28 protein-coding genes are annotated in these 20,821 nt (G+C 31.8%); 16 read left to right on the plus strand and 12 right to left on the minus strand.

Annotated features, from left to right (window positions below; genetic code table 11):
- Window positions 1-36: 36 nt before the first annotated feature.
- The 4 genes from ACMHJW_RS12070 to ACMHJW_RS12085 form a co-directional block, all read right to left on the minus strand.
- Window positions 37-1,191 (minus strand): MFS transporter, encoded by a 1,155-nt coding sequence (locus ACMHJW_RS12070; protein WP_413533671.1) that lies wholly within the window; start codon window positions 1,189-1,191, stop codon window positions 37-39.
- Between the two features lie 8 nt (window positions 1,192-1,199).
- Window positions 1,200-1,589 (minus strand): VOC family protein, encoded by a 390-nt coding sequence (locus ACMHJW_RS12075; RefSeq protein ID WP_413533672.1) that lies wholly within the window; start codon window positions 1,587-1,589, stop codon window positions 1,200-1,202.
- A gap of 3 nt (window positions 1,590-1,592) precedes the next feature.
- Complete coding sequence (locus tag ACMHJW_RS12080; RefSeq protein WP_413533673.1) at window positions 1,593-2,672, minus strand: NADH:flavin oxidoreductase/NADH oxidase; 1,080 nt, start codon at window positions 2,670-2,672, stop codon at window positions 1,593-1,595.
- Window positions 2,673-2,840: 168 nt separating this feature from the next.
- Window positions 2,841-3,713, minus strand: coding sequence for a LexA family transcriptional regulator (locus ACMHJW_RS12085; protein WP_413533674.1), 873 nt, complete (start codon window positions 3,711-3,713; stop codon window positions 2,841-2,843).
- 95 nt (window positions 3,714-3,808) lie between these two features.
- On the opposite strand from ACMHJW_RS12085, the gene ACMHJW_RS12090 reads away from it, so the two are divergent.
- The 16 genes from ACMHJW_RS12090 (at window position 3,809) to ACMHJW_RS12165 (ending at window position 12,692) form a co-directional block, all read left to right on the plus strand.
- Window positions 3,809-3,997, plus strand: coding sequence for a hypothetical protein (locus ACMHJW_RS12090; protein ID WP_282628779.1), 189 nt, complete (start codon window positions 3,809-3,811; stop codon window positions 3,995-3,997).
- Between the two features lie 134 nt (window positions 3,998-4,131).
- On the plus strand, window positions 4,132-6,309 hold the full coding sequence (locus ACMHJW_RS12095; RefSeq protein ID WP_413533675.1) for a hypothetical protein: 2,178 nt from the start codon (window positions 4,132-4,134) through the stop codon (window positions 6,307-6,309).
- Window positions 6,310-6,326: 17 nt separating this feature from the next.
- A complete protein-coding gene (locus ACMHJW_RS12100; protein WP_413533676.1) occupies window positions 6,327-7,250 on the plus strand; it encodes an AAA family ATPase in 924 nt (307 codons plus the stop codon).
- Window positions 7,251-7,295: 45 nt separating this feature from the next.
- Window positions 7,296-7,562, plus strand: coding sequence for a hypothetical protein (locus tag ACMHJW_RS12105; protein WP_413533677.1), 267 nt, complete (start codon window positions 7,296-7,298; stop codon window positions 7,560-7,562).
- Between the two features lie 62 nt (window positions 7,563-7,624).
- Entirely contained in the window at window positions 7,625-8,278 is a 654-nt protein-coding gene (locus tag ACMHJW_RS12110; RefSeq protein WP_413533678.1) for a DUF3164 family protein, read from the plus strand.
- 91 nt (window positions 8,279-8,369) lie between these two features.
- Window positions 8,370-8,585, plus strand: coding sequence for a hypothetical protein (locus ACMHJW_RS12115; protein WP_291071952.1), 216 nt, complete (start codon window positions 8,370-8,372; stop codon window positions 8,583-8,585).
- A gap of 326 nt (window positions 8,586-8,911) precedes the next feature.
- Entirely contained in the window at window positions 8,912-9,202 is a 291-nt protein-coding gene (locus ACMHJW_RS12120) for a hypothetical protein (protein WP_413533679.1), read from the plus strand.
- Between the two features lie 73 nt (window positions 9,203-9,275).
- Complete coding sequence (locus tag ACMHJW_RS12125; protein WP_413533680.1) at window positions 9,276-9,506, plus strand: hypothetical protein; 231 nt, start codon at window positions 9,276-9,278, stop codon at window positions 9,504-9,506.
- Window positions 9,503-9,832 (plus strand): hypothetical protein, encoded by a 330-nt coding sequence (locus ACMHJW_RS12130; RefSeq protein WP_413533681.1) that lies wholly within the window; start codon window positions 9,503-9,505, stop codon window positions 9,830-9,832. Before ACMHJW_RS12125 ends, ACMHJW_RS12130 begins: the two co-directional genes overlap by 4 nt.
- Window positions 9,829-10,236, plus strand: coding sequence for a hypothetical protein (locus tag ACMHJW_RS12135; RefSeq protein WP_413533682.1), 408 nt, complete (start codon window positions 9,829-9,831; stop codon window positions 10,234-10,236). Before ACMHJW_RS12130 ends, ACMHJW_RS12135 begins: the two co-directional genes overlap by 4 nt.
- 1 nt (window position 10,237) lies before the next feature.
- Entirely contained in the window at window positions 10,238-10,537 is a 300-nt protein-coding gene (locus ACMHJW_RS12140; protein WP_413533683.1) for a hypothetical protein, read from the plus strand.
- Entirely contained in the window at window positions 10,525-11,046 is a 522-nt protein-coding gene (locus ACMHJW_RS12145; protein WP_413533684.1) for a hypothetical protein, read from the plus strand. Before ACMHJW_RS12140 ends, ACMHJW_RS12145 begins: the two co-directional genes overlap by 13 nt.
- 5 nt (window positions 11,047-11,051) lie before the next feature.
- Entirely contained in the window at window positions 11,052-11,582 is a 531-nt protein-coding gene (locus tag ACMHJW_RS12150; protein ID WP_413533685.1) for a 3'-5' exonuclease, read from the plus strand.
- A gap of 55 nt (window positions 11,583-11,637) precedes the next feature.
- Window positions 11,638-11,814, plus strand: a complete 177-nt coding sequence (locus ACMHJW_RS12155) for a hypothetical protein (protein ID WP_413533686.1) — start codon at window positions 11,638-11,640, stop codon at window positions 11,812-11,814.
- 92 nt (window positions 11,815-11,906) lie between these two features.
- A complete protein-coding gene (locus ACMHJW_RS12160; protein WP_413533687.1) occupies window positions 11,907-12,365 on the plus strand; it encodes an SHOCT domain-containing protein in 459 nt (152 codons plus the stop codon).
- Between the two features lie 3 nt (window positions 12,366-12,368).
- Window positions 12,369-12,692: a hypothetical protein gene (locus ACMHJW_RS12165; protein WP_413533688.1), complete on the plus strand. Its 324-nt coding sequence runs from the start codon at window positions 12,369-12,371 to the stop codon at window positions 12,690-12,692.
- Here the strand turns inward: ACMHJW_RS12165 and ACMHJW_RS12170 are convergent.
- The 8 genes from ACMHJW_RS12170 to ACMHJW_RS12205 all read right to left on the minus strand — a co-directional run bounded on the left by ACMHJW_RS12170 (window position 12,687) and on the right by ACMHJW_RS12205 (window position 20,699).
- Complete coding sequence (locus ACMHJW_RS12170) at window positions 12,687-13,211, minus strand: hypothetical protein (RefSeq protein ID WP_413533689.1); 525 nt, start codon at window positions 13,209-13,211, stop codon at window positions 12,687-12,689. The genes ACMHJW_RS12165 and ACMHJW_RS12170 overlap by 6 nt on opposite strands.
- A gap of 23 nt (window positions 13,212-13,234) precedes the next feature.
- A complete protein-coding gene (locus ACMHJW_RS12175; protein ID WP_413533690.1) occupies window positions 13,235-13,762 on the minus strand; it encodes a phage virion morphogenesis protein in 528 nt (175 codons plus the stop codon).
- 2 nt (window positions 13,763-13,764) lie between these two features.
- On the minus strand, window positions 13,765-15,549 hold the full coding sequence (locus ACMHJW_RS12180; protein WP_413533691.1) for a tape measure protein: 1,785 nt from the start codon (window positions 15,547-15,549) through the stop codon (window positions 13,765-13,767).
- An 81-nt stretch (window positions 15,550-15,630) separates the two neighbouring features.
- A complete protein-coding gene (locus ACMHJW_RS12185) occupies window positions 15,631-16,959 on the minus strand; it encodes a PBECR2 nuclease fold domain-containing protein (RefSeq protein WP_413533692.1) in 1,329 nt (442 codons plus the stop codon).
- Window positions 16,883-18,196: a DUF935 family protein gene (locus tag ACMHJW_RS12190; RefSeq protein WP_413533693.1), complete on the minus strand. Its 1,314-nt coding sequence runs from the start codon at window positions 18,194-18,196 to the stop codon at window positions 16,883-16,885. The genes ACMHJW_RS12185 and ACMHJW_RS12190 overlap by 77 nt, the downstream gene beginning before the upstream one ends.
- Before the next feature lie 55 nt (window positions 18,197-18,251).
- Window positions 18,252-18,680: a phage protein Gp36 family protein gene (locus ACMHJW_RS12195; RefSeq protein WP_413533694.1), complete on the minus strand. Its 429-nt coding sequence runs from the start codon at window positions 18,678-18,680 to the stop codon at window positions 18,252-18,254.
- Window position 18,681: 1 nt separating this feature from the next.
- Window positions 18,682-20,253 carry a hypothetical protein gene (locus ACMHJW_RS12200; protein WP_413533695.1) on the minus strand — a complete coding sequence of 524 codons (1,572 nt, stop codon included), beginning with the start codon at window positions 20,251-20,253 and terminating at the stop codon, window positions 18,682-18,684.
- Window positions 20,253-20,699: a hypothetical protein gene (locus ACMHJW_RS12205; RefSeq protein WP_413533696.1), complete on the minus strand. Its 447-nt coding sequence runs from the start codon at window positions 20,697-20,699 to the stop codon at window positions 20,253-20,255. The genes ACMHJW_RS12200 and ACMHJW_RS12205 overlap by 1 nt, the downstream gene beginning before the upstream one ends.
- Between the last annotated feature and the right edge of the window lie 122 nt (window positions 20,700-20,821).

Here is a 20,821-nt window from a genome sequence, read left to right on the forward strand (position 1 = left end):
ATACGAACATCCTTTTATTATAATTAAAGTGTTATTTTATACTCTTTTACTTTTTAATTGTAAGAAAATCGCTGCGATTATAGATCCAACAGATGCCATGATAAAACCAACCCACAATTGTGAATTGAAACCTAATCCCATCGCGATTGGAATTCCTCCTAAAAATGCACCTAAAGCATTTCCTACATTAAAACTTGCTTGACCAGCTGCAGCAGCTAAAGTTTCGGAACCTTTTCCGTTATTAATCAACATCATTTGGATTGGTGAACCAATTGTGAAAGCAATTAATCCTGTTATAAATGACATTATATAAGCCATTTCTTGGATGTGCGAAGTGAAATAAACTATCACTAAACAAATTGCCATAGAAGCAAATGAGATAATTGCTGCTTTATTTGGAGACATTGTATCAGCTAATTTTCCTCCGATAAAATTTCCTACAAACATTCCTAAACCAATCAATGTCATAATAATTGGAACTTTTGTTTTTGGTAAATCTGCCACATTTGTCATTAATGGAGAAATATAACTTATCCACGCAAATAAGCCTGATGTCCCAATAGATATCATCACAATTAATACCCAAGCTTCCCATTTTTTGAAAAAACTTAATTGTTCCACCAAACTTCCTTTATTGGTATTTTTCACATTTGGAACCCAAAGAGAAATGGCTAACATTGTGATTAATCCTAAACTTGCTATAATCCCGAATGTTAATCGCCACGAAAATAATTGTCCCAATTTTGTTCCTAATGGAACTCCGACCAAATTAGCGAACGTTAATCCTGCAAACATAATAGAAATGGCTTGAGCTTCTTTTCCTTTTGTTGCTAATTGTGCTGCAACAACAGAACCTACACCAAAAAAAGCTCCGTGTGGTAAACCAGACATAAAACGAGCAATTAATAAGGTATTATAACTTGGTGCAATTACAAATAATGAATTAAAAATTGTAAACAATAACATAAAAAAGATCAATACTTTTTTAGGAGAATATTTGCTTGTAGCCATGATTAATGTTGGAGCGCCAACCATTACACCCATTGCATAGATTGATATAAAATTCCCTGCTGTTGGAATTGAAACATTCAAATCTTTTGCAAAATCTTCTAAAACTCCCATCATCGAAAATTCCGTCATTCCGATGGCTAAACCTCCCATTGCTAAGGCAAGTAAACTCTTTTTTACCATTTATTCTTTTATTCTTCGTATAATTCAATCGGCAAACCATCTGGATCTTCAAAAAAAGTAAACTTCTTTTGCGTATATTCATCCACTCGAATTGGCTCTACCGCTATATTCAACTGCATTAACTTCTCTACTTCTTTTTCTATATTATCCACTGCAAAAGCAATATGTCTCAAACCAGAAGCTTCTGGACGAGAAACACGTTTTGGTGGATTTAGAAAAGAAAATAATTCGACGCAGTAATAATTTTGCAAAGCTAAATCTAATTTATAAGAATCACGTTCTTTTCTGTAAACTTCTTGCACAATTTCGAAACCTAAAATTTTTGTATAAAATTCTTTCGACTTTTGATAATCCGAACAAATAATTGCGATATGATGTATTTTTTTTAATGCTAACATATTTTATGCATAATGATTATTTTTTGCTCTTTCGTATTGTGGCAACCATTTTATATCTTCATTCAACTCTTTTGCAGCACGCAGTGCAAAATAAGGATCACGTAATAATTCTCGCGCTATAAAAATTAAATCGGCTTCATTATTTTGAAGAATTTCTTCAGCTTGTTTTGGTTCAAAAATAAGTCCAACAGCTCCTGTAATTATATCAACTTGATTTTTGATTTCATTCGCAAATGGAACTTGATAATTTTTTTTGACATCAATTTCTTGGAAACTAACTCCTCCTCCAGAAGAAACATCAACCACTTCTACTCCATTATCTTTTAGAATTTTACATAATTTGATTGTTTCTTCTAAATTCCAACCATTTTCTGCCCAATCTGTCGCGGATAAACGAATCCAAAGTGATTGAGTTGTAATATATTTTTTCATTTCTTCAACAATTTCCAAAACAAAACGAATTCTATTCTCGAAACTGCCTCCATATTCATCTGCTCTATGATTAATTAAAGGAGATAAAAATTGATGAACCAAATATCCGTGAGCTCCATGAATTTCTAAAATTTCAAAACCAGATTTTATTGCACGTTCCGTTGCTTTTCCCCAATCTGTTATTAAACATTTAATTTCAGGAATAGTTAATTCGTGTGGAATTTCGTCAGATTCATTAAAAGGTAAATTAGAACTCGAAACTGTTTTCCAGCCATTTTTTTCTGTAGATGCTATATGATGATTTCCCAACCAAGGTTTTTCTGTACTTCCTTTTCGTCCAGCATGAGCCAATTGTATACCAGGAACGCAATTATATTTCTTAATCTCAAAAGTTAATTTCTTATAAGCTTCTATATGTTCATCTTTCCAAATCCCCAAATCGCCATTCGAAATTCTTCCTTCTGGAACAATTGCTGTAGCTTCTAGAACAATTGCTGCAACATTTCCTACAGCACGAGAAACATAATGTTGAAGATGCCAATCATTAGGAAATCCATCTTCCGAAGAATATTGACACATTGGCGACATAATGATTCTATTTTTTAACGAAATAGAATCATTTATTTTTATTGATTCGAATAATTTGCTCATTACTTCTCTATTTAATTAATATGTAATAAAAGTCGTAAATATCATTGATATTAGGGGCTAAATGAAAAGTATACCTAAAATAAAGGCTTTAATTAAAAATAAATTGAATTTTGCGTGATTTGGTTTGAATTGAAATTAACAAAAATTAAACCTGTGAAGTTTATAAGTTTAATTTTTGCGCTTCTTTGGCTGTTCCAATTCAATTAAACGAGCTTCTAAATCATTCATACGATCATAAATGGTCGCTGGGTCTGGAATGTTGAACGACAAATAAAGTTTAACCTCCCAGACCTCTTTTATTTCTTCAGGGGTGAAAGTCTTAGTTGCATAGATTCTGTTATCAGATTTCAAAAGAACATTACCATACTTCTCAATACGATTCAACGCTCTTTTTACTAAAATACCTTCATACTCAAACGATTGTATAACAAAAATGTAAACTCTACCATCTTTTATATCCTCGTTCCAATTCTCTTTCCACTCACCTACAACATACGATTGATTCTGTATTGTTGGCTCCATAGAATCTCCTGCAACTTGGAACATACGAAATGTACCATTACTTATATTAGGTAAATTATAAGTAGGTAAACTCTTTATAAATGTAGTATCTCCATAACCTGTAAGATAACCAGCAGCTGCTTTATTAGGTACTAAAACAACATTATCCCTCCCTTGCTTATCTACTGTTACAACTTTTGGTGTATGGAAGTAATTTTCTTTTGGTTCTTTTGAAAGAGTAACATTTTTTGCACTTTTCGTTTCTTCTGAAAATGTTACACTATTTGTTACACTATTGTTATGTAACAAATTTTGCACATTTCGTTTTAAAAAGTTTTTATCTCCAGTTAATAAAAATTCCCCCGAAACTAATACGCATTTTGCGTAAAGCAAATCTATGTCAAACGTATTTCTACTATACCAAGAAGACAAAGTTTGTGGCTTAATTCCTAAGAATTTAGCAAACTCAGTATCTGTACTAAAGCCATACAGTTCTTTTATAGTGTTTAAAATGAATCGTTTATCAATATTTTTACTCATTTTGCGTAAATATTTACTCGTTTTGTTGTTTTGTTACGCATTTTGCGTATATTTGTCCTGTTAGAACATCACAAAAGTAAGCAAAATAATTAAATATGAGCAGTATAATAAAAAATGCACGAAGTAATAAGATTTGGTATCAATTACATAAGGCGACAGGATTTAGTTCTTCTTACTGCAAAAAAGTAGTAACTGGAGATCGAGAAAAAAAATCAAAAGGAGCAAAAATGATTCTTAAAAAATTTAATGAAATAGCAGAAATACTTGAACCATGCAACAATTAAATATAGAATTAGTATTAAAAGATTTCTTTAAAGAATTAGTAAAAGAAATTAACAACGAAAAATAATCATCCTGATTGGCAAACTCCAAGGTTCGAGTCCTTGGCAGGAACAAAGTTTAAATCAAACTTATCAAAATGAATTTACTGAATAACGACATAATCATACGCAGATATAAAGATGAGGAGAGCCTTTGGGTTTCTCAACGTTTTGTAATGCAAGTTTGTCAAATATCAGAAGGACATTTTAGAAGAAATAGAACATTATTTAAAGATTCAATTGCTAAAGGTTACAAATACGGCGATTATTTACCTGACACAGGCAAAGCTTGGCGTTGGGCAAAAGTAAAAGGTCAATTTTATTATGATTATGATAGAATTGCTGACCGCAAGCCAACACACTACAGAAGTAAATTAGGCACAAAGCATGAGCTTTTACAAGCGTATGAAGCTCTGCTAAGTGCTAATAAAAGTAATAAACAAGATTTAGTTACGAATAATATTATAGGACAAGTAGCATTATCAGTTAATAATAATGATGTTCTTTACTATATGTACGATTCTCCTGTAACGTTTACACGTAAACAGGCAGAACAAATGGCTACAGCTGAGGCTTGGTGTATTTGGATGACTAAACAAATGGAAAATGATAATTTCAAATTACTTGGAATAACGAAAAAACAAGATTTCTTTACTATTTGTACAGAGATTTTATCACCTTTAAATCTTGAAGGTTTTAAAATTAGTTCAGCAGAATACTTACGTAATACTGTTTTGTACAAATTCCCGAAAGAGAATATTTTGGAACAATTGAATTTCTTTATTTCAGATAAATACGGAAATCAAAATGCTTTAGTAGTTGGTAAATATCCAATTTTCAGCGAAGAAACAGGCGAAATATTCCAGTTTGATATTCATCAAGCGATCATGTTTAATTTATACATGAATCCTGGTTCTGCATCAAAAGAATATTTACACTCTCTTTGGGAGGATAAATATTGCAATGACATTGTAGAATTTGGAATGCAACCTGTTGCTTATCGTACATTTTGCCACCACTTATCACGCTTTAATAACGAAATAAAAACAGCAAGAGAACGACACGGTGTAGAACATTATAAAAAGAATGTTCAAACCTATGTAACTGCTGAAAAGCTGAAATATTCACACTCTTTATTTTGTGCCGATGGTTCAGGAACTATTAACTACTCTTATGTAGATAAAAAAGGAAAACAAAACACGATGAAATTATACGTCATCTTAATTACAGATGTTGCAAGTAAAAAAATTGTGGGTTGGGCTCCATCAATAAAAGGTTCGCACAAAGAAACTCCTCAAATGACAATTGAAGCTGTGAAAATGGCGATTGAAAATACAGGAAGTCAAACAATGTTTGAGTTTATTTCAGATAACCACGGAGCATTTACATCTGCTGAAAGTAAAAGTTTCTTGAATATGGTATTTAACCGAGTTAGAACCATAGAAGCTGGTAACTCACAAGCTAATCCAGCAGAAACGCAGTTTAGATTGTTTAAACGTAGTTTAAAAGATATTAATTCTTTTATATCTACTTCTTGGAATGCAGGAATAGAAGGACAAGCAAACGCTGATTATATAAAGGTTGATGATTTACCAAGTTATGAGGATGCTTGTATTTTAATGCACAATCTTATTAAGCGTTGGAATGACACAAAATTGAGGGATCAAGTTTCACCAAATGAAAGATATGCGCACAACATTCACCCAAATTGTCAACCTATTAGCGATACAGTATTAAGATACTTATTTGCAAATCGTACTGAAGTTGATTTGCGTTACATGAGAGGATTTGTAAATGTTTACAAAACAAAAGGCTACAACGAATCTAAAGTGTATCAGTTCGAAATTCCAAATTATGGTGCTGATGGTACTGAGCAAATAGCAAAAGCATTAGGTTATACAAATAATGCAAAAGTAAAAGTGATTTGGGACGAAAATGCAGCCGATTTATACACGTTGGATGGTAAATACATTATGACTTGTTTACCAGCGATGAAATCAGTTCAATCTCATGCAGAATTAACAGATGAATTTGCAAATGGTTTAGATCATCAATTAGGACGAAAAAAATCACAAACAAAAGCAATAGATGAGTTTGAAATGGCTTTAAATGATGCTTTTCAAGAGTTAGGCTATAGCCAATCAATGGCATTTGGTGGAAATAAAGAAAGTTACAACGGCTCTCAAATCGAAACAGAAACGAAAAAAATCAATAATAAACAAACTAAAACCAAACAGCGAGTTGACCGCGACTTCAACGAAAGCGAATGGTCTTAGTTAAATCTTTAATAAGTATGACAAATTTAACACAAATTCAGAGAACAACCGACATTCCACAAGCAATGCAACGCTTTTTGGACGAAAGAGGTGTAAAACAGCCTGAAATCGTAAAATTATCAGGTGTAAACAAAGCCACAGTTAATTTAATTTCTCGTGGTATTGAATTCAACGGAAATACTCGTATTTCTGATAAATACTATAAACAAATTGCGAATGCAATTGGGTTGAAGTTAGAAAAAGCCTATTGGCAACACTTTAATACGTTCAATTTTAAACAAGCGATTTTAACGTTTGAAAATGCTCGTAAAAACAAAGAACGTCGAGGTATTGATGGTAATACAGGTCTTGGAAAAACGTACGCTGCAACTGCTTTCAAAAAGAAATATCCAGCAATTGTAACCTTAGTAAAATGTGATGAAATTGCTAATACAAAAGAGTTTGTTATCTCAATTGCAGAACAATTAGAACTACCAACTTTTGGAACAAAACACAAAATTTTGAAAGCAGTTGTTGAGAAATTAAAATCGAAAGATGAAGCATTCTTGATGATTGATGAGTTTGAGAATTCAAAAAAAGGAATTATCCCTGTAATTAAGTATTTGGCAGATGAATTAGAAGGAGTTGTTCCAATCGTTGTTCTTGGGATTGATGTTGAAAAGATGCTCTCTACTGCAGCTAAAAAAGAAAAACAAGGATTCATACAGGTAAATCGTCGTTGGTCTTTCGGTTGGACTTTCTTTTCGTCTGAAATAGCAGAAGACATCACAAAAATATGTGAAATGGTAGGTATCGAGCGTAAAACAGTCATCAATTGGCTTACTGCTCGTGTAAAAGACTTTGGTTCGTTACAGAATATTATAACTACTGCTTTGATAGAAAGTGAAAAAAGTGAGGAACCAATTACAACAGAAATGCTTAACGAATTATTTGCTAATTAATGAAAACGAATGTAAACAATCGCTATTACTGTTTTCGCAAATTGGATGAATCCATTCGCAGAACCAAACCGAAATCGAGAACAATATTTATTCCGATGGGTGCTGAACTTAATTGCAAATATGCAATCAGATTACGAGACGTTTACAGATTTAATGTACAATTTGAAATACCAACAAACTAATATGGGAACATTTTATTTATCTAAAATGATGCTTGTTTATCGCAACGAAAAAGGCAGAATTACAAAAGTTTATACAGGACAATTTGCTTTTGATATGATTGGCGAAGAGCCAGTAAATGTAGAAAAATAACAATAGAATAAAACAAGCGGGATAAAACCCGCTTTTGGTGGTAAAAACAATAAAATAACAGTATGGAAGCATCAATAATGAACAAGCCAGCAAGTGAAATGTCAGTAGACGAATTATTGGCATTGGCAAACCAAAAGCAAGAAGCTGAATTGAAACAAGCAAAACAACGTAAAGACGCTTATTTCACGGATAAAAACAACTTTCTGAATGACGTTGTAACAAAATATCAAGAAGTACAAGACATTTTAAGAGGTCTTAAAAAAGAAGCTGTAACACACGCTGAAAACTTCAACCGTTTGATGTACGAAATCGAGAACAAAGCTGTAAAAGATGCAAAATCTTTCAAATTAGAAAATGAATGTGTACGTCTTGTTGTTGAAGAAAAGGAATTTTTTTCATTTACAGATGAAGCAATTGTACACATTAACTCTATTCGTGACATTTTCCGTAAAAAGTTCGAAGGAAGAAACAAAGCATTTTACAACCTTTTAGATGGTATTCTGATGAAAAACTCAAAAGGGGAATATGATCCAAAATTGTTGACAAAAGCACGCAAACAAGTGAAAGAAATCGGAGACGAAGAGTTGATTTCTGAATTTGATAAACTAACAGATTGTCAAAAAGTAGTTGGTTCTGCTAAGTATATCAGAGTTTACACAAAAGATGAAGAAACAAAGAAATGGAATGACATTTCTCTAAACTTCTCAAGTCTATGATAATTAATGTTTTATTTGGATTGTTTGCATTTGTAATGCTAACAATACTTGGAGTAGTTCTTTATTTTTCTAACAAAGCAAATGACAAAATATGAGTGTTGAAATTACAAAAGTATCAAGCGAAATGTACATCGTCAATGGAAAATCAATGTTATTGGAAAACTTAAGATGGAAACCTCAAATTGAATGTTTGACAATTGATGAAGAAATTGCATTTAAACAGCGTTTAAACGCTGATTTATTCAACGAAAAGAATATAAACTATGCCACTATCGGAAATATACGTTATCGACGATCTGACAAATGAAAAAATAAAGTTTGATTCGATGAAGGAGGTTGCAATTTTCATTAGTGAGTTATTAGAAACTGAAGTTGATATGAGAATCCTTTACCGTAACAAATCACGTAAAAACAGAGCTTACAGACGTTTTTATATCACCGAGAATGAAAACTTTAAACCTCGATTTTTTGCATCATCACAGTTGAGAAAAAATAATAATACGGAATTTAAATCAAGTTTAAACGAACGTCAAAACCAAAAATGGTTCTCTAAAAAAACAAGAATCATCAAATCCTGATCGGCAAACTCCGAGGTTCGAGTCCTCGGCAGGAACAATCAAAACCAAATAAATTATGTTTAACACTTATGAATATCAAATGAATTTGAGAGACAAACGGAGTATTGTTTTAACGATTGCGACAAGAACAGGTATCAAAGATGCTGATTGTTGGATTAAGTTTAATAATTGGATGCTGAACTGTAGTGTGCTAAAAAAAGAATTGCACAAATATAATTCGGATGAATTGGATAAACTTATCAAACAATTCAGAGGATTAGAAGCTAATTATTGCAAATCAGCAACAAAAACAGGAACTAAAGCATGGATGCACAAAAATAAGTTCCAACCATTAAGTCAAAATTAAAAAAGACTTGAGACGCAACATATCCCAAGCCCCATTGACCACGGCAAAGATATTTTAAAAAACGTCTTATACAATGGCATATAATCGCAAAAATTATTTAAAAAGAGTTCTCAAGGTTCAGCAAATAACGCTTGAGCATCGTGCGCAAGGGTTATATTTTAAAGAGATTTTTCATCAATACATTGAAAATCAATTTAATATCTGCCAACGGACTTACGAAAATTATTTGGGTGTTAATGCCAAAAAACAGCTCCGAGAGTTTGAAGAAATTGAAAATACAAACCAAATAACGCTGTTTGAATGAGAAAAATAAAGTTAAAAGTTGATTATGACGTACTAAGAGCGTTACTCAACATTACAATTCACGGTCTAAATGCGCCGTTCATTGACAATCAGGAAGAAAAATTTAAACAATCAGTTAAAGCTGATTTGTTTGTAATGTTGAGTAAAAAATCGGTAGTTATGAATCTTAAAAATTTGACTTTAAAGTATCATGAAGCCTACCTATTACATGAAGAAATAGGAAAGATTTCGCACACATTAGAAGTGTCAAATTATACCAGTCTGAAAGTACTCAATTTATACAGCGAATTAGATCAGTTTTTAACCCAAAATTTACAAATAAGATGAAAAAAATTAAAGAAATTATATTAAAATGGTTAGGTATAGATACCATTTTAGTAAGATTAGAACGTATTGATAATACTCTACAATCTTATTATAAAAAATATAGAATTTACGAGCTACAATTACATTCTGTTACACAAGATAATGTTGTTATTCTTAAACATTTGGATTTTATTAATTCTAATTTCTTTGCAGCTGCTGACATTTCGGGTTCAAATTCCGATTTTTCAACAAATACCATTATAATAGTTCGTAAAAATACGCATGGAAAAGATGAAATATCTTATTATGAAATCCAAACAAGAGATGTTAATCAAGTTATGGATATTATAAGAGGTTTTGGACGTAAAAATACAACTTTAGATACTCCATTTCCTTTTCCAATAAATCCTAAATTTAGATATTAAGATGTACCTAATTTTATCATTAAAACACACGAAAACAGAAGATGATTCTATTACTATTTGGCGAAATAACAATCAAGGTTATTGTAGTTATTTAGAAAGTGCTGGACAATATGAAAATTTTATAGAGGATTATCATAATTCAGAAGGAAATTTACCTATTAATCAAACAATATTAAACAAGTTAGATAAAATACAAAGTTTAAATGATTATGGAGAGCCTGTAACTTTTATTCATAATTCCAAAAAGAATCATTCAATTTTAAAACTCAAATTTGTAAAAGGAAAACTATGCAAAAAATAGATTTCTCAGAAACATTAAACGAAAAGCCTTCCTATTTTATTTATAAAATTTGGGAAGGCTTTTTCCGTAATAATCTACATCGATGCGATTATTATTACAATCAATTTTTAGACGGTTATCAGTTACAATTTGGCAAAGAATGGGATAATATGGACGATGATAATTTATTGAGTTGTCCTAAATATCATACAATACGTTCTAAAACAGGATTGTTAACTGAAGATTGCGAACTCGAATTAGTCATCAACAAAGGAACTCAAAAAGAATTTACTTTTTCACCGACGCTTTATGTCCGTTCAATCCAACAAATTTGGATAATAAACGAACCCGAAGGTTTCGGATTTACGGTAAACATTGACGGAATTATCCGCACAGATGCATTAATAGAACAACTCGCAATTAATGATGGTTTTGAAAGTTTAGAAGCCTTTAAAACCTATTTTAAACAAAAAATGATAAATGGCTCGTATTCGGGTTATATCATTCATTGGACAAACTTAAAATATTAGATGATATGAATAACATAATGATAGACATTGAAACGCTTTCAACAGATTTTGATGCTGTAATTTTATCTATTGCAGCTGTGCGTTTCGATATTAGTACAGGAATAAAAGACGAGTATAATTTTTATACTAAAGTTGATAAACAAAGTTGTATTGATTTTAACCTAAAAATGAATACTGAAACGGTGGATTGGTGGATGAACCAAGAAGAAAAAGCAAGACAAGAATTTTTATCTACTGCAAATCGTAAAAACTTAAAAGATGCTTTACGAGATTTATCTGATTTTATATTAGATACAGACAAAGTTTGGAGTAATGGAGCAACATTCGATTTGGTTATTTTACGAAGTGCTTACAAGGCTTGTAAATTAAAATTACCGTGGGAATTTTACAACGAGCGAGACGTACGCACTCTTTCGGATTTAATTCCTACAATCAAAGAAAATGAGCCTTTTGTGGGTACAAAACATCATCCGTTATTTGATTGTATGCATCAAATAAAATATTGTTCCAAAGTTTATCAGCAATTGAATCTTTAATTAATTAAAAGAGAATATTTATTAACTTTAACTCTTTATAGTCACATTTTTATTTATGGAACAAATTGAATTTAAAGCTGGAGACATTGTATCTCTTAAAGCAAGTTCTGATCAAGAATTTGTAGTTTCTAACGTAACATCGATATCTTTAGAAGTTGTATGGTTTAATAATCAACTTAAAGAATTTAAATCGGCTACTTTAGCAAAAGAAGTATTTTATAAAGTACGTTAAATTAAAACACTCATTAATTTGAGTGTTTTTTGTTTTTATGGGAAACCGTAATTATATAAAAGAATAATTATTAAATTTAAAACAAAAACAATATGAATGATTTTTTTACAGCAACAGGTAGAAGTGGTTCAGTTGAACTTTACAATGATAGAGTCGTTATTAAAAAAAGATTTGGAGGATTACAACGTAAATTCATCTCTGGAGATATTGAAATATATTTAGATAGTATAAAAAATCTTAATTTTAAGAATGCTAATTCTTTGACTTATGGTTTTATTCAATTTGAAACTGCTGAGAATTCAAAAAAACTATCAAAAGGTAGTTTAATGATGGGACCCACTGATGAATTTTCAGTTATTTTTACTAAATCACAACAAAACGAATTTGATAATTTAAAAAGTAAAATTAATCAACTTCGCAATAAACCAAAATCTGTAATTCAAGAATCGTCATCTGCTGACGAATTATTAAAATTTGCAGAGCTTCGAGATAAAGGTATCATTACAAGTGATGAATTTGAAGCAAAGAAAAAGCAATTATTAGGACTTTAAAATATGAAAACACTTCTATTATTTATTTTGATTTCTTTCAATTGTAATGCGCAAAGTTTATACGATGCAAAAGCCAACGAAAAAGTAAGTTATAGAGATTCAGAATTGTTTTCAGTTTCATTTACAAAATCATTATATGGCTTAACATTTGAACAAAATGACAGAAAATTAAATAAAGATTTGAAATCAAAAATTGAGCGATTTATGAAAAACACAAATCGCCCAAAATTTAAAGGACAAGGTAAATTTACCTTAGATATTATCAAACGTAATAATCAGTATTACGTAATAGAAACTCGAAAACCTGAAAGATTGTTAGAGTTATAAATCGTATTCAATTCTTTCAACCAAATTACCTGAAAGTCGCACTTTGTCATACGAACCCTCATGGATATTTCTTTGAGGGTTTTTTCGTCCCATATACGAGCATTCGTATTCTAAAATATAGATGTCTACAATTGAATCCATTTTATTAAATCCCTCTTTTGTCAATTCTAATTTACCTGTTTGTTCGCTCTCAAAATCATCTAATACAAGATGTACTTGGTCGATATAATTCAAGAATTTTAAACCTAATTCACGATTGAGTGAAATATTGGAGGTATCTCTCAATTGCTCATAAGCCAAACGAAAGGTTACGGTAGCTGTTGCAGGTTCTGTTGTGTGGTCGATGTCCCAATCAACAAAAAGTGAATTATCTCCAAACAAATCAAAATTATCTTCGTCCAAATCTTGTCCTGCATAAATATCAATGTACTTTGGTGGCGAAACGCCTTCTTTTATAAATTCATCTAAAACTGATTCAGATTCGAATTTTGCAGTTATTTTATTATAAAAATCTTTCATTTTAAATCTTGTTTAAACTTGGTTTAACTTCTTAATATTTTATCGATTTCTCGTTGTGTTAAACGTTCAATTCTTCGCATTAATAAAGCAGATTGTCCGATAAATTTTCGTTCAGGATAAGTAGTTTTCATTTTACGAGTGTGTGCTTCAACAGTTGTCGTCCCATTAGAAACTCGTTTTTTCAGTACACGTCCTGTTCGTTCGCTTCTTGCACGTTTGGTTACTTTTCGTGTATGAGATTTAACTCGTACAGTTTTATTAATCGTACCACCGTCATTGTGTATTTGTGCATACGGGACATCTGTACCAATGGTTACAGAATTACGAGTATAACTTAGTTTACGAATAGATCGTTTTAAACGTCCTGATTTTGTCATTAACGAACCTCTGTCTTTTCGCTTTCGTTTTTTCCATGCTACACGAGAGCGGTCAACCCAGTTTTTCTGTACAAATCGTTCTTTAGAAAATTTAACCGCTTCGATAGCTGCCATATTTGGGAACTTCTCGTAAAGTTTCCCTAAGGCTTTTAATTTTCTTAGATAATCCGACATAATTAGGCGTTTTCAGCATCAATAACCAATCGCATAAACATTTCCTTCATCCAAGCTTCAAATTGGTCTTTTGTCATTCCTTTGCCACTCTCATTTTTAATATGAACATCACCTTTACTAAATGCATCAATTTTGATGTCTATTTTCTTCACTTGATTAGCAGAACCAGCAACTTTGTTAATATCGTCTTTTGTTTTCTTAGAACCTTTACCTAATTTTTTTCCATTTGCATCAGTAGAACCTCCCAAAGGTTTTGGTTGATATAAACTTGCTTTTTCTGCTAATGCTTTAAATCCTGCACTATTTTGTTGATCTTCGAGTATTTTTGCCAACATAGGTTTAGTTTTTGCCGTCTTTTCATCAATTGTTACAAGATTGTTATTATCTCTAATCGATTTGATTTTATTCAAAGCTGAATCTGCAATTCCTGTTGGATCAAATTCAGAAATCATTTCAAAAATCTGTTGCAATGGTTTTAAGAATGTGTCCATTAAAACAACACCTATACGTTTTAAACCTCCAATTATTCCATCAGTTTTAAAAGCATTTACAATACTATCCCAATTGTTCTTTATAGCCATAAATCCATTTACAACCCAACCAATAGGACCGAGAAATTGTAACAATGCTGCTCCCCATTCGTCATATTTGTAAATTGCTATTGCTATCAAAGCAACTAAAGCAACAATTGCAGCTATAATCAATCCAACTGGGTTAGCATACATTGCAACATTAAGTAAAGTTTGAGCTGTAGCCCAGCCTTTTGTTAATAACGTAGCTATTCCCATTACAGCATTATAAGTTCCAATACCTGTAGCCAAACCTAAAATTAATGTTGCTAAAATAGAGACATAGGGATTTCCATTTCTAATTTCAGTAAAAAACCAAATAAACGGTTGTATCATCCCTGTTGTAACATCTGCTAAAAACATAATGGACGCTGTAATATTATCCATTCCTATTGCTTGTAATAGATTAGAAAAACCATCAACTATTCCCGCTTGTAATTGCCCGAGAGCTCCCTCAAATGTTTTAGTAGATTTAGCAGCCTCTACAGCAATTGGATCAGTTCCTAAATCTAACAAAGCCTTATTAAATTCGATTGCTGATATTTGACCTTCTTCCATTGCTTGCCTAAAATTACCAGTAAATGCACCATTTTTCCGTAAAGCTTCTTGTATTTTTCCACTCGCTCCAGGAATTGCATTTGCTAATTGATTCCAATCTTGTGTAATCAATTTACCTGCACCATTTGCTTGTGTTAAAACTAATGCAACCGATTTATAAGTATCGGCGTTTCCACCTGCAATGGCATTCAGATTTCCTGCTGCCTGTGTTAGTGCTGAATAGTTTTGTACACCATTTGCAGCTAATTGTGCTGTTGTATTGGCAATTGTTTGCAGATCGTACACCGTATCATCCGCATACTTTTTTACTTCGCCACGAGCTTTTGCAATAGCAGATGAATTGAACCCACCAAATTGCATAGTTTGTTCAAACTTGGTTAATGAATCTACTGCATCAATAGCTTCGCCACTCAATTCTTTAATTCCGTTAACAGCCATAGACATAACTTCCATACCTATACCAGCACCTAAGCCAAAATTGAAACTATTGTTTAAATTTTCAATTTGTGATGTATCAATATTTGGTAATCGTAACGAGTTTAATCTTTGTTGTGCCGAATTAACTGTAGAATTAATTCTGTTTTGTGCTCTACTCAGCGCATTATTAAACAGTCTATCAGATAGTTCTAATAATAATTCTAATTTACTTCTACCTGCCATATTAATTTATTTTGTATATTTGTATCAAGAAAAGGTTAAACCCGATAGGCTCACTGCTTGCAAAGTCTTCACCGTTGGGGTTTAACCTTTTTCTTTTATTAATAACCCGCTTCTTGTAGTTTTTTCCTCTTTCATTTCAAACCATGTTTTTATTTCAAGATTTGTATTATTCATTTCACATAAAACAACAATTGTTTTATTCTTATAAAACTTAATGTATCTTAAGGTTTGATTTTTTTTGTTATTTTCTCTACTTAACCAAACTTCATCAGGTTTAGAAATTATATTTTTAATATGAGGAACTAATTGATGACGTTCTTCTTTGATATAATGTCCTTTAGTATGTCTTTTAAACACTTCTTCAGGAAGAATTAATTTTCGTTCAAAATAATCTTCAAACCCCATGAAATTTTTATTTCCTTTAGTTTTTCCTGTTACTTTGAATAATTCACTAACATTATCTTCTGTAATTGATTTGTCCAGTTTAATTGGTTTTAAATCTTTTTTAAACTTATCATAAGCGTCTAAGTGATATTTATCAAAAGTCATTTCATTGATTTTTTTGTCCATTCCTTTTATATCAGCATAAAATTGTTCAGTTGTAAATACTTTTCTTAGATCACCTCTATTTATAGCGAATTGAGAATCCTTCCATTTACCATCTGAACGCATCATTTTTTCTACAGCTTCATTTCCTGATGTCACATGATCTGGTTTACTTGGCAATTGAATCATTTCACAACGACAACCGTAACCATTCGGTGGAAAAAGTTTCATTGCTTTTTTATCACTTAAATTAAAAACTAACCCTTCTAATTTTTGATGTTGACTTCTAACTCTTGAATCTCCAACAGTCTGATATTGTACAAAAGGAAAATCATCTATTTCTGACATAAATTTATTATATGCAGCTGCGTTTTGTCCTACCGAAATAGACAGATTATATTCAGCTAATAACCATTCTTCGTTAAATTCGGATGTTTCTTTTAAAGCTAATTTTTTGAAATCCTCAAATGACCTGATTTGCAACTTCTCTTTATCAATGAGTAAATCTGTCATTGCAGCTAAACGAGCCTCGGTTTTACTTTCAGCAAATTCAAACAAATTGAACTCCATCATTTGATACGCCAAAGTATCGGGAGTGTTCCAACCCGAAGTAACGCCGTAACCTTGTTTTAAACCTTCTACTAAATGCAAGGCTTCTTTTGCAATCAATCGCCCTTGTGTGCCTAAACTATCCTCATCGTTATAAGTTTGTTTTGCAAGCTCTTCGTTCAGTCTATCCAAAAACGAAGGTTCATCGCCATTCGCTACAGGATGAGTTCCACAACAATTATGAATAGTCGGGACGTTTCCAACTTGCAATGGCTTTACCTGTATTCTTTTGCTTGGGATTGTTGTTTTCTTCATCTTGTTGATTATTTTGATTAGTGATGATTTGGCGTTGTTTTTTGCCTATAATTGGCACATTGAAAGTTGTAGATAGCCATTCAGGGTCTACTTCGTGATCTTGTAAAATTCCTTGTACAATATTCCAATATTGTTGCAAGTCTATTTCCTCTTTCGATTCTATCCATTCTAAAACGTCATCGTTAGATAATTCAGAATATCCCTGTGCAATTAATAATGGTATTAACTCATCATTTACATTGAATGAAATATCACGTCTATCAGCTTGTGAAATTTTAAAATCTAAACTTCTCTCATGTACTTCTGTTTGTGAACGATTTGCTGCATTTGCTGTTAATGTATTTGATCCAACAATTACAGCAGAAATCTCATTACTGTTTTGTTCAATGAATTTCGAATAAACATTGTAAGCATCGGTTCTATTGGCTTCATCAAATTTGATGGTTGTACCTTCTGGAAAAACTCCGATACTTGCTTCCGCTAATGCCAATAATTGTTCTTCAACTTTATCTAAATGCTCGTTATCACTTCGATTAGTTGTTGCAGACACTAATGGCATTCCAAATTTTTCGCAAAACTCAGCCCATGATTGTGCAACATTTCTTTTCCAAATTATGTTCGGAATTATATTATTAATCAATCCTAAATCATCATCACCCAATTGTAAAACCCAATTTTTATGCATTGGGTCTGTGTAGTCAATAAATGTTTGAGAATTTAAATCGGGATAAATCCGTTTATAATTAGTTGCTGTATTTCGTTTTGGAATTTCTCTAAATTCAATTTTATGTCCATCAAAATTCTGAAATTCGATAACTTTTGCACCTCTTACTATTGCGGTTGTGTATAAAGTCAGATAATCAAAAAACCACTTTTGTTGAAATAATTCAGTCGCTTGTTCGTTTATTTCGCCTGTTCTTTTATTTCTGATTTGATAACCTGTACTTAAAGTTGCAGAATATCGCAATTGTTCTTGTGCTTTCAATGTTGCGTCAATACCTAAATCATCAATCAGATCGACATAAGTATTAAATCTCGGATGCTCATGTAAACTTACAAGCATTAAAGACTGTCTCCATTTATCAATATCTTTTCGAGATATATCTTTGAATGATTTTGCAATTTGGTCGATTACACGATCAATATTTTGGTTTTTTCCACTTCTTTTTCGTGGGATTGTTGATGCTATATTTTTAGGTGTTTTTGACGCTTTAAATAAATTATTAAATAATTTCATCGTTAAAGTTTTTAGAATGGCTTAAAAGAGAGTTTAAACATAGTTTAAACAATTATTAATACTTATGATTTTGTCGTTTGTATCTGCTCACAATACGAATGCTTGATTTAGCCTTGCCTGTTTCTTCATCAATAATTTTTGGTAAATCTGCACTTGCTTCTCCTTTTGATATAGATTTTAACCATTCCAATGCATCAGCATAACGGTCTGAACGATGTTGAGGAATTTTATTAGGAGCTAAACTTGTGTACAAATGATACAAAGCACAATCAATCGTTATCATTACAATAAATGAATTTCTTTCTGTTCCTTGCGCTGAAAAGATTTTTACAGTATCATAAAAACCATTGATGTAATTTTTGATTTGATCAATCGCCATTTGTTCTGCACCAGCTAATTTGGTATCAGAATAATTTTCAACTAATATTCCTTTGATTTCTTTGCGAATTAAAACGCTGTAATCATCTTCATTAATAAAACTCATTTTAAAATTTGTTTTTTTTGCGTTGGTTTATCTTTTTTCTTGAAACAGTACGAGCCTTGAATTTTTCAATAAATGATGCTTTATTAACTTCTGCCATTCCTGATTGTAAAAAATCGGGTCCGTCATCATTTGCTGTACTACCTTTTTCGAATGCGTACAATTGATCTTCCATTGTAGCGTAATCGTTGGACTCTTTAAATTCTTCGTTAAAGAATACATTTAGTCTTTCGAAGAAACCAGCCATCGATTCGATACGGTCATATTTATTAATCTTTGATTTCTTATCAGCAACTACAGGAATGTAGTAACCTCGTTCCTCTCCAACTAAGTCAAAATCGTTAACAAACTCATCCATTGCGAAAAGTCCTTCAATCAAATATTTGATGTTGTATTTTGAAAGATTATATTTTTCGTATAAATCATAAAGCCATTCTGCAACTGCTTTACGAGTAGATTGTCTTAGAAAACAGAATATTAAATGATACTCTTTGTCTTTTCGCCCAATTAATCCCATTCCTTTGTAATCTCCTGCGTCTTTGTAGGATAAATCGCCATAAAAACAAAGCGCATCGTATTGATCGAACCGAAGTCTTTTCTTGTATTGGATAAATTCGGGTTTGAAAATCTCTCCGTCCTGTATATGTTTGTGCATATACTCTCGCATAAAGGAACGATACGGTGTATTATCATACTTTTGTCGCCAATATTCTGCTGATGTCTTTTCTTTCCAATTCGGCTCAAATGTTACTAATGATTTTACAGCTGCAACTGTTAATACAAAATGTTTAACCTTTCGACCAGCTTGTTTTGCTTTTTCATTTATGCGGTTAAATTCTTGTTTCAATTGGTTGATAATTGTGTTCTTGTGAAAGTTATTATTGGCTACAACAAAACGTTTTCTTTTCGCACCTTCATCAAAAGTCCCCTGTAAATCTTCCCAAACCCACTCATACGCACGTCTTGATAATTTCTCGTTGTTACATAGTTTCTTTGTGTCAACGTCATCAACCACAATATAATCTGGACGTTGTGCACCTTCACGTAAACCACGCACAGATTGGCGAAATCCACGAGAAACAAAACGAACACCATCTATTGTACTAAAATCACCTTCAGCCCAATCTCCATATTTAAAGCGTTTACCATAATCATTGATTAATCTTGGATTATGCTGTAATTGAGCTTGAATATCTGAAATCAGTTTTTTTGCCTTATCAACGGTTTCACCAATCAATAACATGAAAAACAAATCCTTTTTCACTAAATACAAATACAAAGGAATTCCCATATCCAAATGCACGGATTTAGCACCTGATCGATAGATTTCACCTAATAATGAGCCGTCAGGATTATCAATAATTAACTTGGCTAACTTCTTATGAAACCAAGCACATTTTGATTTAGCATACATTTGAAAATGATATTCGAACCAATCGACATAATCTTTTTCAAGTTCATTGATTCGCTTTATTTTCTCTTTTGGCGTTTCATTAATGTTAACCGTTGCCGATTGTTCAATTTTCCGACAATGTTCCTCATACTGTTTTAGTATTTTCTCAAAACTTTTTGTCATTATTCCTCTTGATTAATTCGGTACTGTAAAAAGCGTTTATGCCAATCTGTAAATTCAATTGCTAATCTTGGTTCTTGGTCTGCCATCCAATTATCAAATTCTTTGAAAACCGAAAAAATGACTTGTACAGAGGTGCGAGATGAAAGTGTTTCAATAACTTTACTTACTTTAGCTAAAGCATCTGCATCAATAGTAGAGCCTTCTCCACTTGCAATACTTTTCAGCTCTTTCATTAAAACCTCTTTAATCTTATGAGGTGCAGCTAAAAATTCATTTCGTTTATTATCCCAATTTCCATCCTTACGCCATCGAGATAGCGTTTGTTCAGAAACTCCAACCAATGGAGATATTTCTTTTGCTGTTAAACCATCTTCTATAAATAGCTTTTCTGCAAGTTCTTTTTTCGCTTTGTTATTGATATTTCCACCTCCTTTAATTACCTCCATTTTATTGGCTTTTATTAACAAAATTCTTTGATAATCAAGTGATAATCTAATAAACCCGAAAGCCTTGCCGAAGATTTAGGAAAGACCCGAAAACCTTTAAATATTTGCTCAATAAAATTTCA

This window comes from Empedobacter brevis (assembly GCF_965118635.1).
GTDB classification, from domain to species: domain Bacteria; phylum Bacteroidota; class Bacteroidia; order Flavobacteriales; family Weeksellaceae; genus Empedobacter; species Empedobacter brevis_A.

Excerpts from the sequence above, each read along its gene's own strand:
- ACMHJW_RS12070 (WP_413533671.1), bottom strand. The coding sequence starts at position 1,191 with ATGGTAAAAAAGAGTTTACTTGCCTTAGCAATGGGAGGTTTAGCCATC.
- ACMHJW_RS12075 (WP_413533672.1), bottom strand. The coding sequence starts at position 1,589 with ATGTTAGCATTAAAAAAAATACATCATATCGCAATTATTTGTTCGGAT.
- ACMHJW_RS12080 (WP_413533673.1), bottom strand. The coding sequence starts at position 2,672 with ATGAGCAAATTATTCGAATCAATAAAAATAAATGATTCTATTTCGTTA.
- ACMHJW_RS12085 (WP_413533674.1), bottom strand. The coding sequence starts at position 3,713 with ATGAGTAAAAATATTGATAAACGATTCATTTTAAACACTATAAAAGAA.
- ACMHJW_RS12090 (WP_282628779.1), top strand. The coding sequence starts at position 3,809 with ATGAGCAGTATAATAAAAAATGCACGAAGTAATAAGATTTGGTATCAA.
- ACMHJW_RS12095 (WP_413533675.1), top strand. The coding sequence starts at position 4,132 with ATGAATTTACTGAATAACGACATAATCATACGCAGATATAAAGATGAG.
- ACMHJW_RS12100 (WP_413533676.1), top strand. The coding sequence starts at position 6,327 with ATGACAAATTTAACACAAATTCAGAGAACAACCGACATTCCACAAGCA.
- ACMHJW_RS12105 (WP_413533677.1), top strand. The coding sequence starts at position 7,296 with ATGAATCCATTCGCAGAACCAAACCGAAATCGAGAACAATATTTATTC.
- ACMHJW_RS12110 (WP_413533678.1), top strand. The coding sequence starts at position 7,625 with ATGGAAGCATCAATAATGAACAAGCCAGCAAGTGAAATGTCAGTAGAC.
- ACMHJW_RS12115 (WP_291071952.1), top strand. The coding sequence starts at position 8,370 with ATGAGTGTTGAAATTACAAAAGTATCAAGCGAAATGTACATCGTCAAT.
- ACMHJW_RS12120 (WP_413533679.1), top strand. The coding sequence starts at position 8,912 with ATGTTTAACACTTATGAATATCAAATGAATTTGAGAGACAAACGGAGT.
- ACMHJW_RS12125 (WP_413533680.1), top strand. The coding sequence starts at position 9,276 with ATGGCATATAATCGCAAAAATTATTTAAAAAGAGTTCTCAAGGTTCAG.
- ACMHJW_RS12130 (WP_413533681.1), top strand. The coding sequence starts at position 9,503 with ATGAGAAAAATAAAGTTAAAAGTTGATTATGACGTACTAAGAGCGTTA.
- ACMHJW_RS12135 (WP_413533682.1), top strand. The coding sequence starts at position 9,829 with ATGAAAAAAATTAAAGAAATTATATTAAAATGGTTAGGTATAGATACC.
- ACMHJW_RS12140 (WP_413533683.1), top strand. The coding sequence starts at position 10,238 with ATGTACCTAATTTTATCATTAAAACACACGAAAACAGAAGATGATTCT.
- ACMHJW_RS12145 (WP_413533684.1), top strand. The coding sequence starts at position 10,525 with ATGCAAAAAATAGATTTCTCAGAAACATTAAACGAAAAGCCTTCCTAT.
- ACMHJW_RS12150 (WP_413533685.1), top strand. The coding sequence starts at position 11,052 with ATGAATAACATAATGATAGACATTGAAACGCTTTCAACAGATTTTGAT.
- ACMHJW_RS12155 (WP_413533686.1), top strand. The coding sequence starts at position 11,638 with ATGGAACAAATTGAATTTAAAGCTGGAGACATTGTATCTCTTAAAGCA.
- ACMHJW_RS12160 (WP_413533687.1), top strand. The coding sequence starts at position 11,907 with ATGAATGATTTTTTTACAGCAACAGGTAGAAGTGGTTCAGTTGAACTT.
- ACMHJW_RS12165 (WP_413533688.1), top strand. The coding sequence starts at position 12,369 with ATGAAAACACTTCTATTATTTATTTTGATTTCTTTCAATTGTAATGCG.
- ACMHJW_RS12170 (WP_413533689.1), bottom strand. The coding sequence starts at position 13,211 with ATGAAAGATTTTTATAATAAAATAACTGCAAAATTCGAATCTGAATCA.
- ACMHJW_RS12175 (WP_413533690.1), bottom strand. The coding sequence starts at position 13,762 with ATGTCGGATTATCTAAGAAAATTAAAAGCCTTAGGGAAACTTTACGAG.
- ACMHJW_RS12180 (WP_413533691.1), bottom strand. The coding sequence starts at position 15,549 with ATGGCAGGTAGAAGTAAATTAGAATTATTATTAGAACTATCTGATAGA.
- ACMHJW_RS12185 (WP_413533692.1), bottom strand. The coding sequence starts at position 16,959 with ATGAAGAAAACAACAATCCCAAGCAAAAGAATACAGGTAAAGCCATTG.
- ACMHJW_RS12190 (WP_413533693.1), bottom strand. The coding sequence starts at position 18,196 with ATGAAATTATTTAATAATTTATTTAAAGCGTCAAAAACACCTAAAAAT.
- ACMHJW_RS12195 (WP_413533694.1), bottom strand. The coding sequence starts at position 18,680 with ATGAGTTTTATTAATGAAGATGATTACAGCGTTTTAATTCGCAAAGAA.
- ACMHJW_RS12200 (WP_413533695.1), bottom strand. The coding sequence starts at position 20,253 with ATGACAAAAAGTTTTGAGAAAATACTAAAACAGTATGAGGAACATTGT.
- ACMHJW_RS12205 (WP_413533696.1), bottom strand. The coding sequence starts at position 20,699 with ATGGAGGTAATTAAAGGAGGTGGAAATATCAATAACAAAGCGAAAAAA.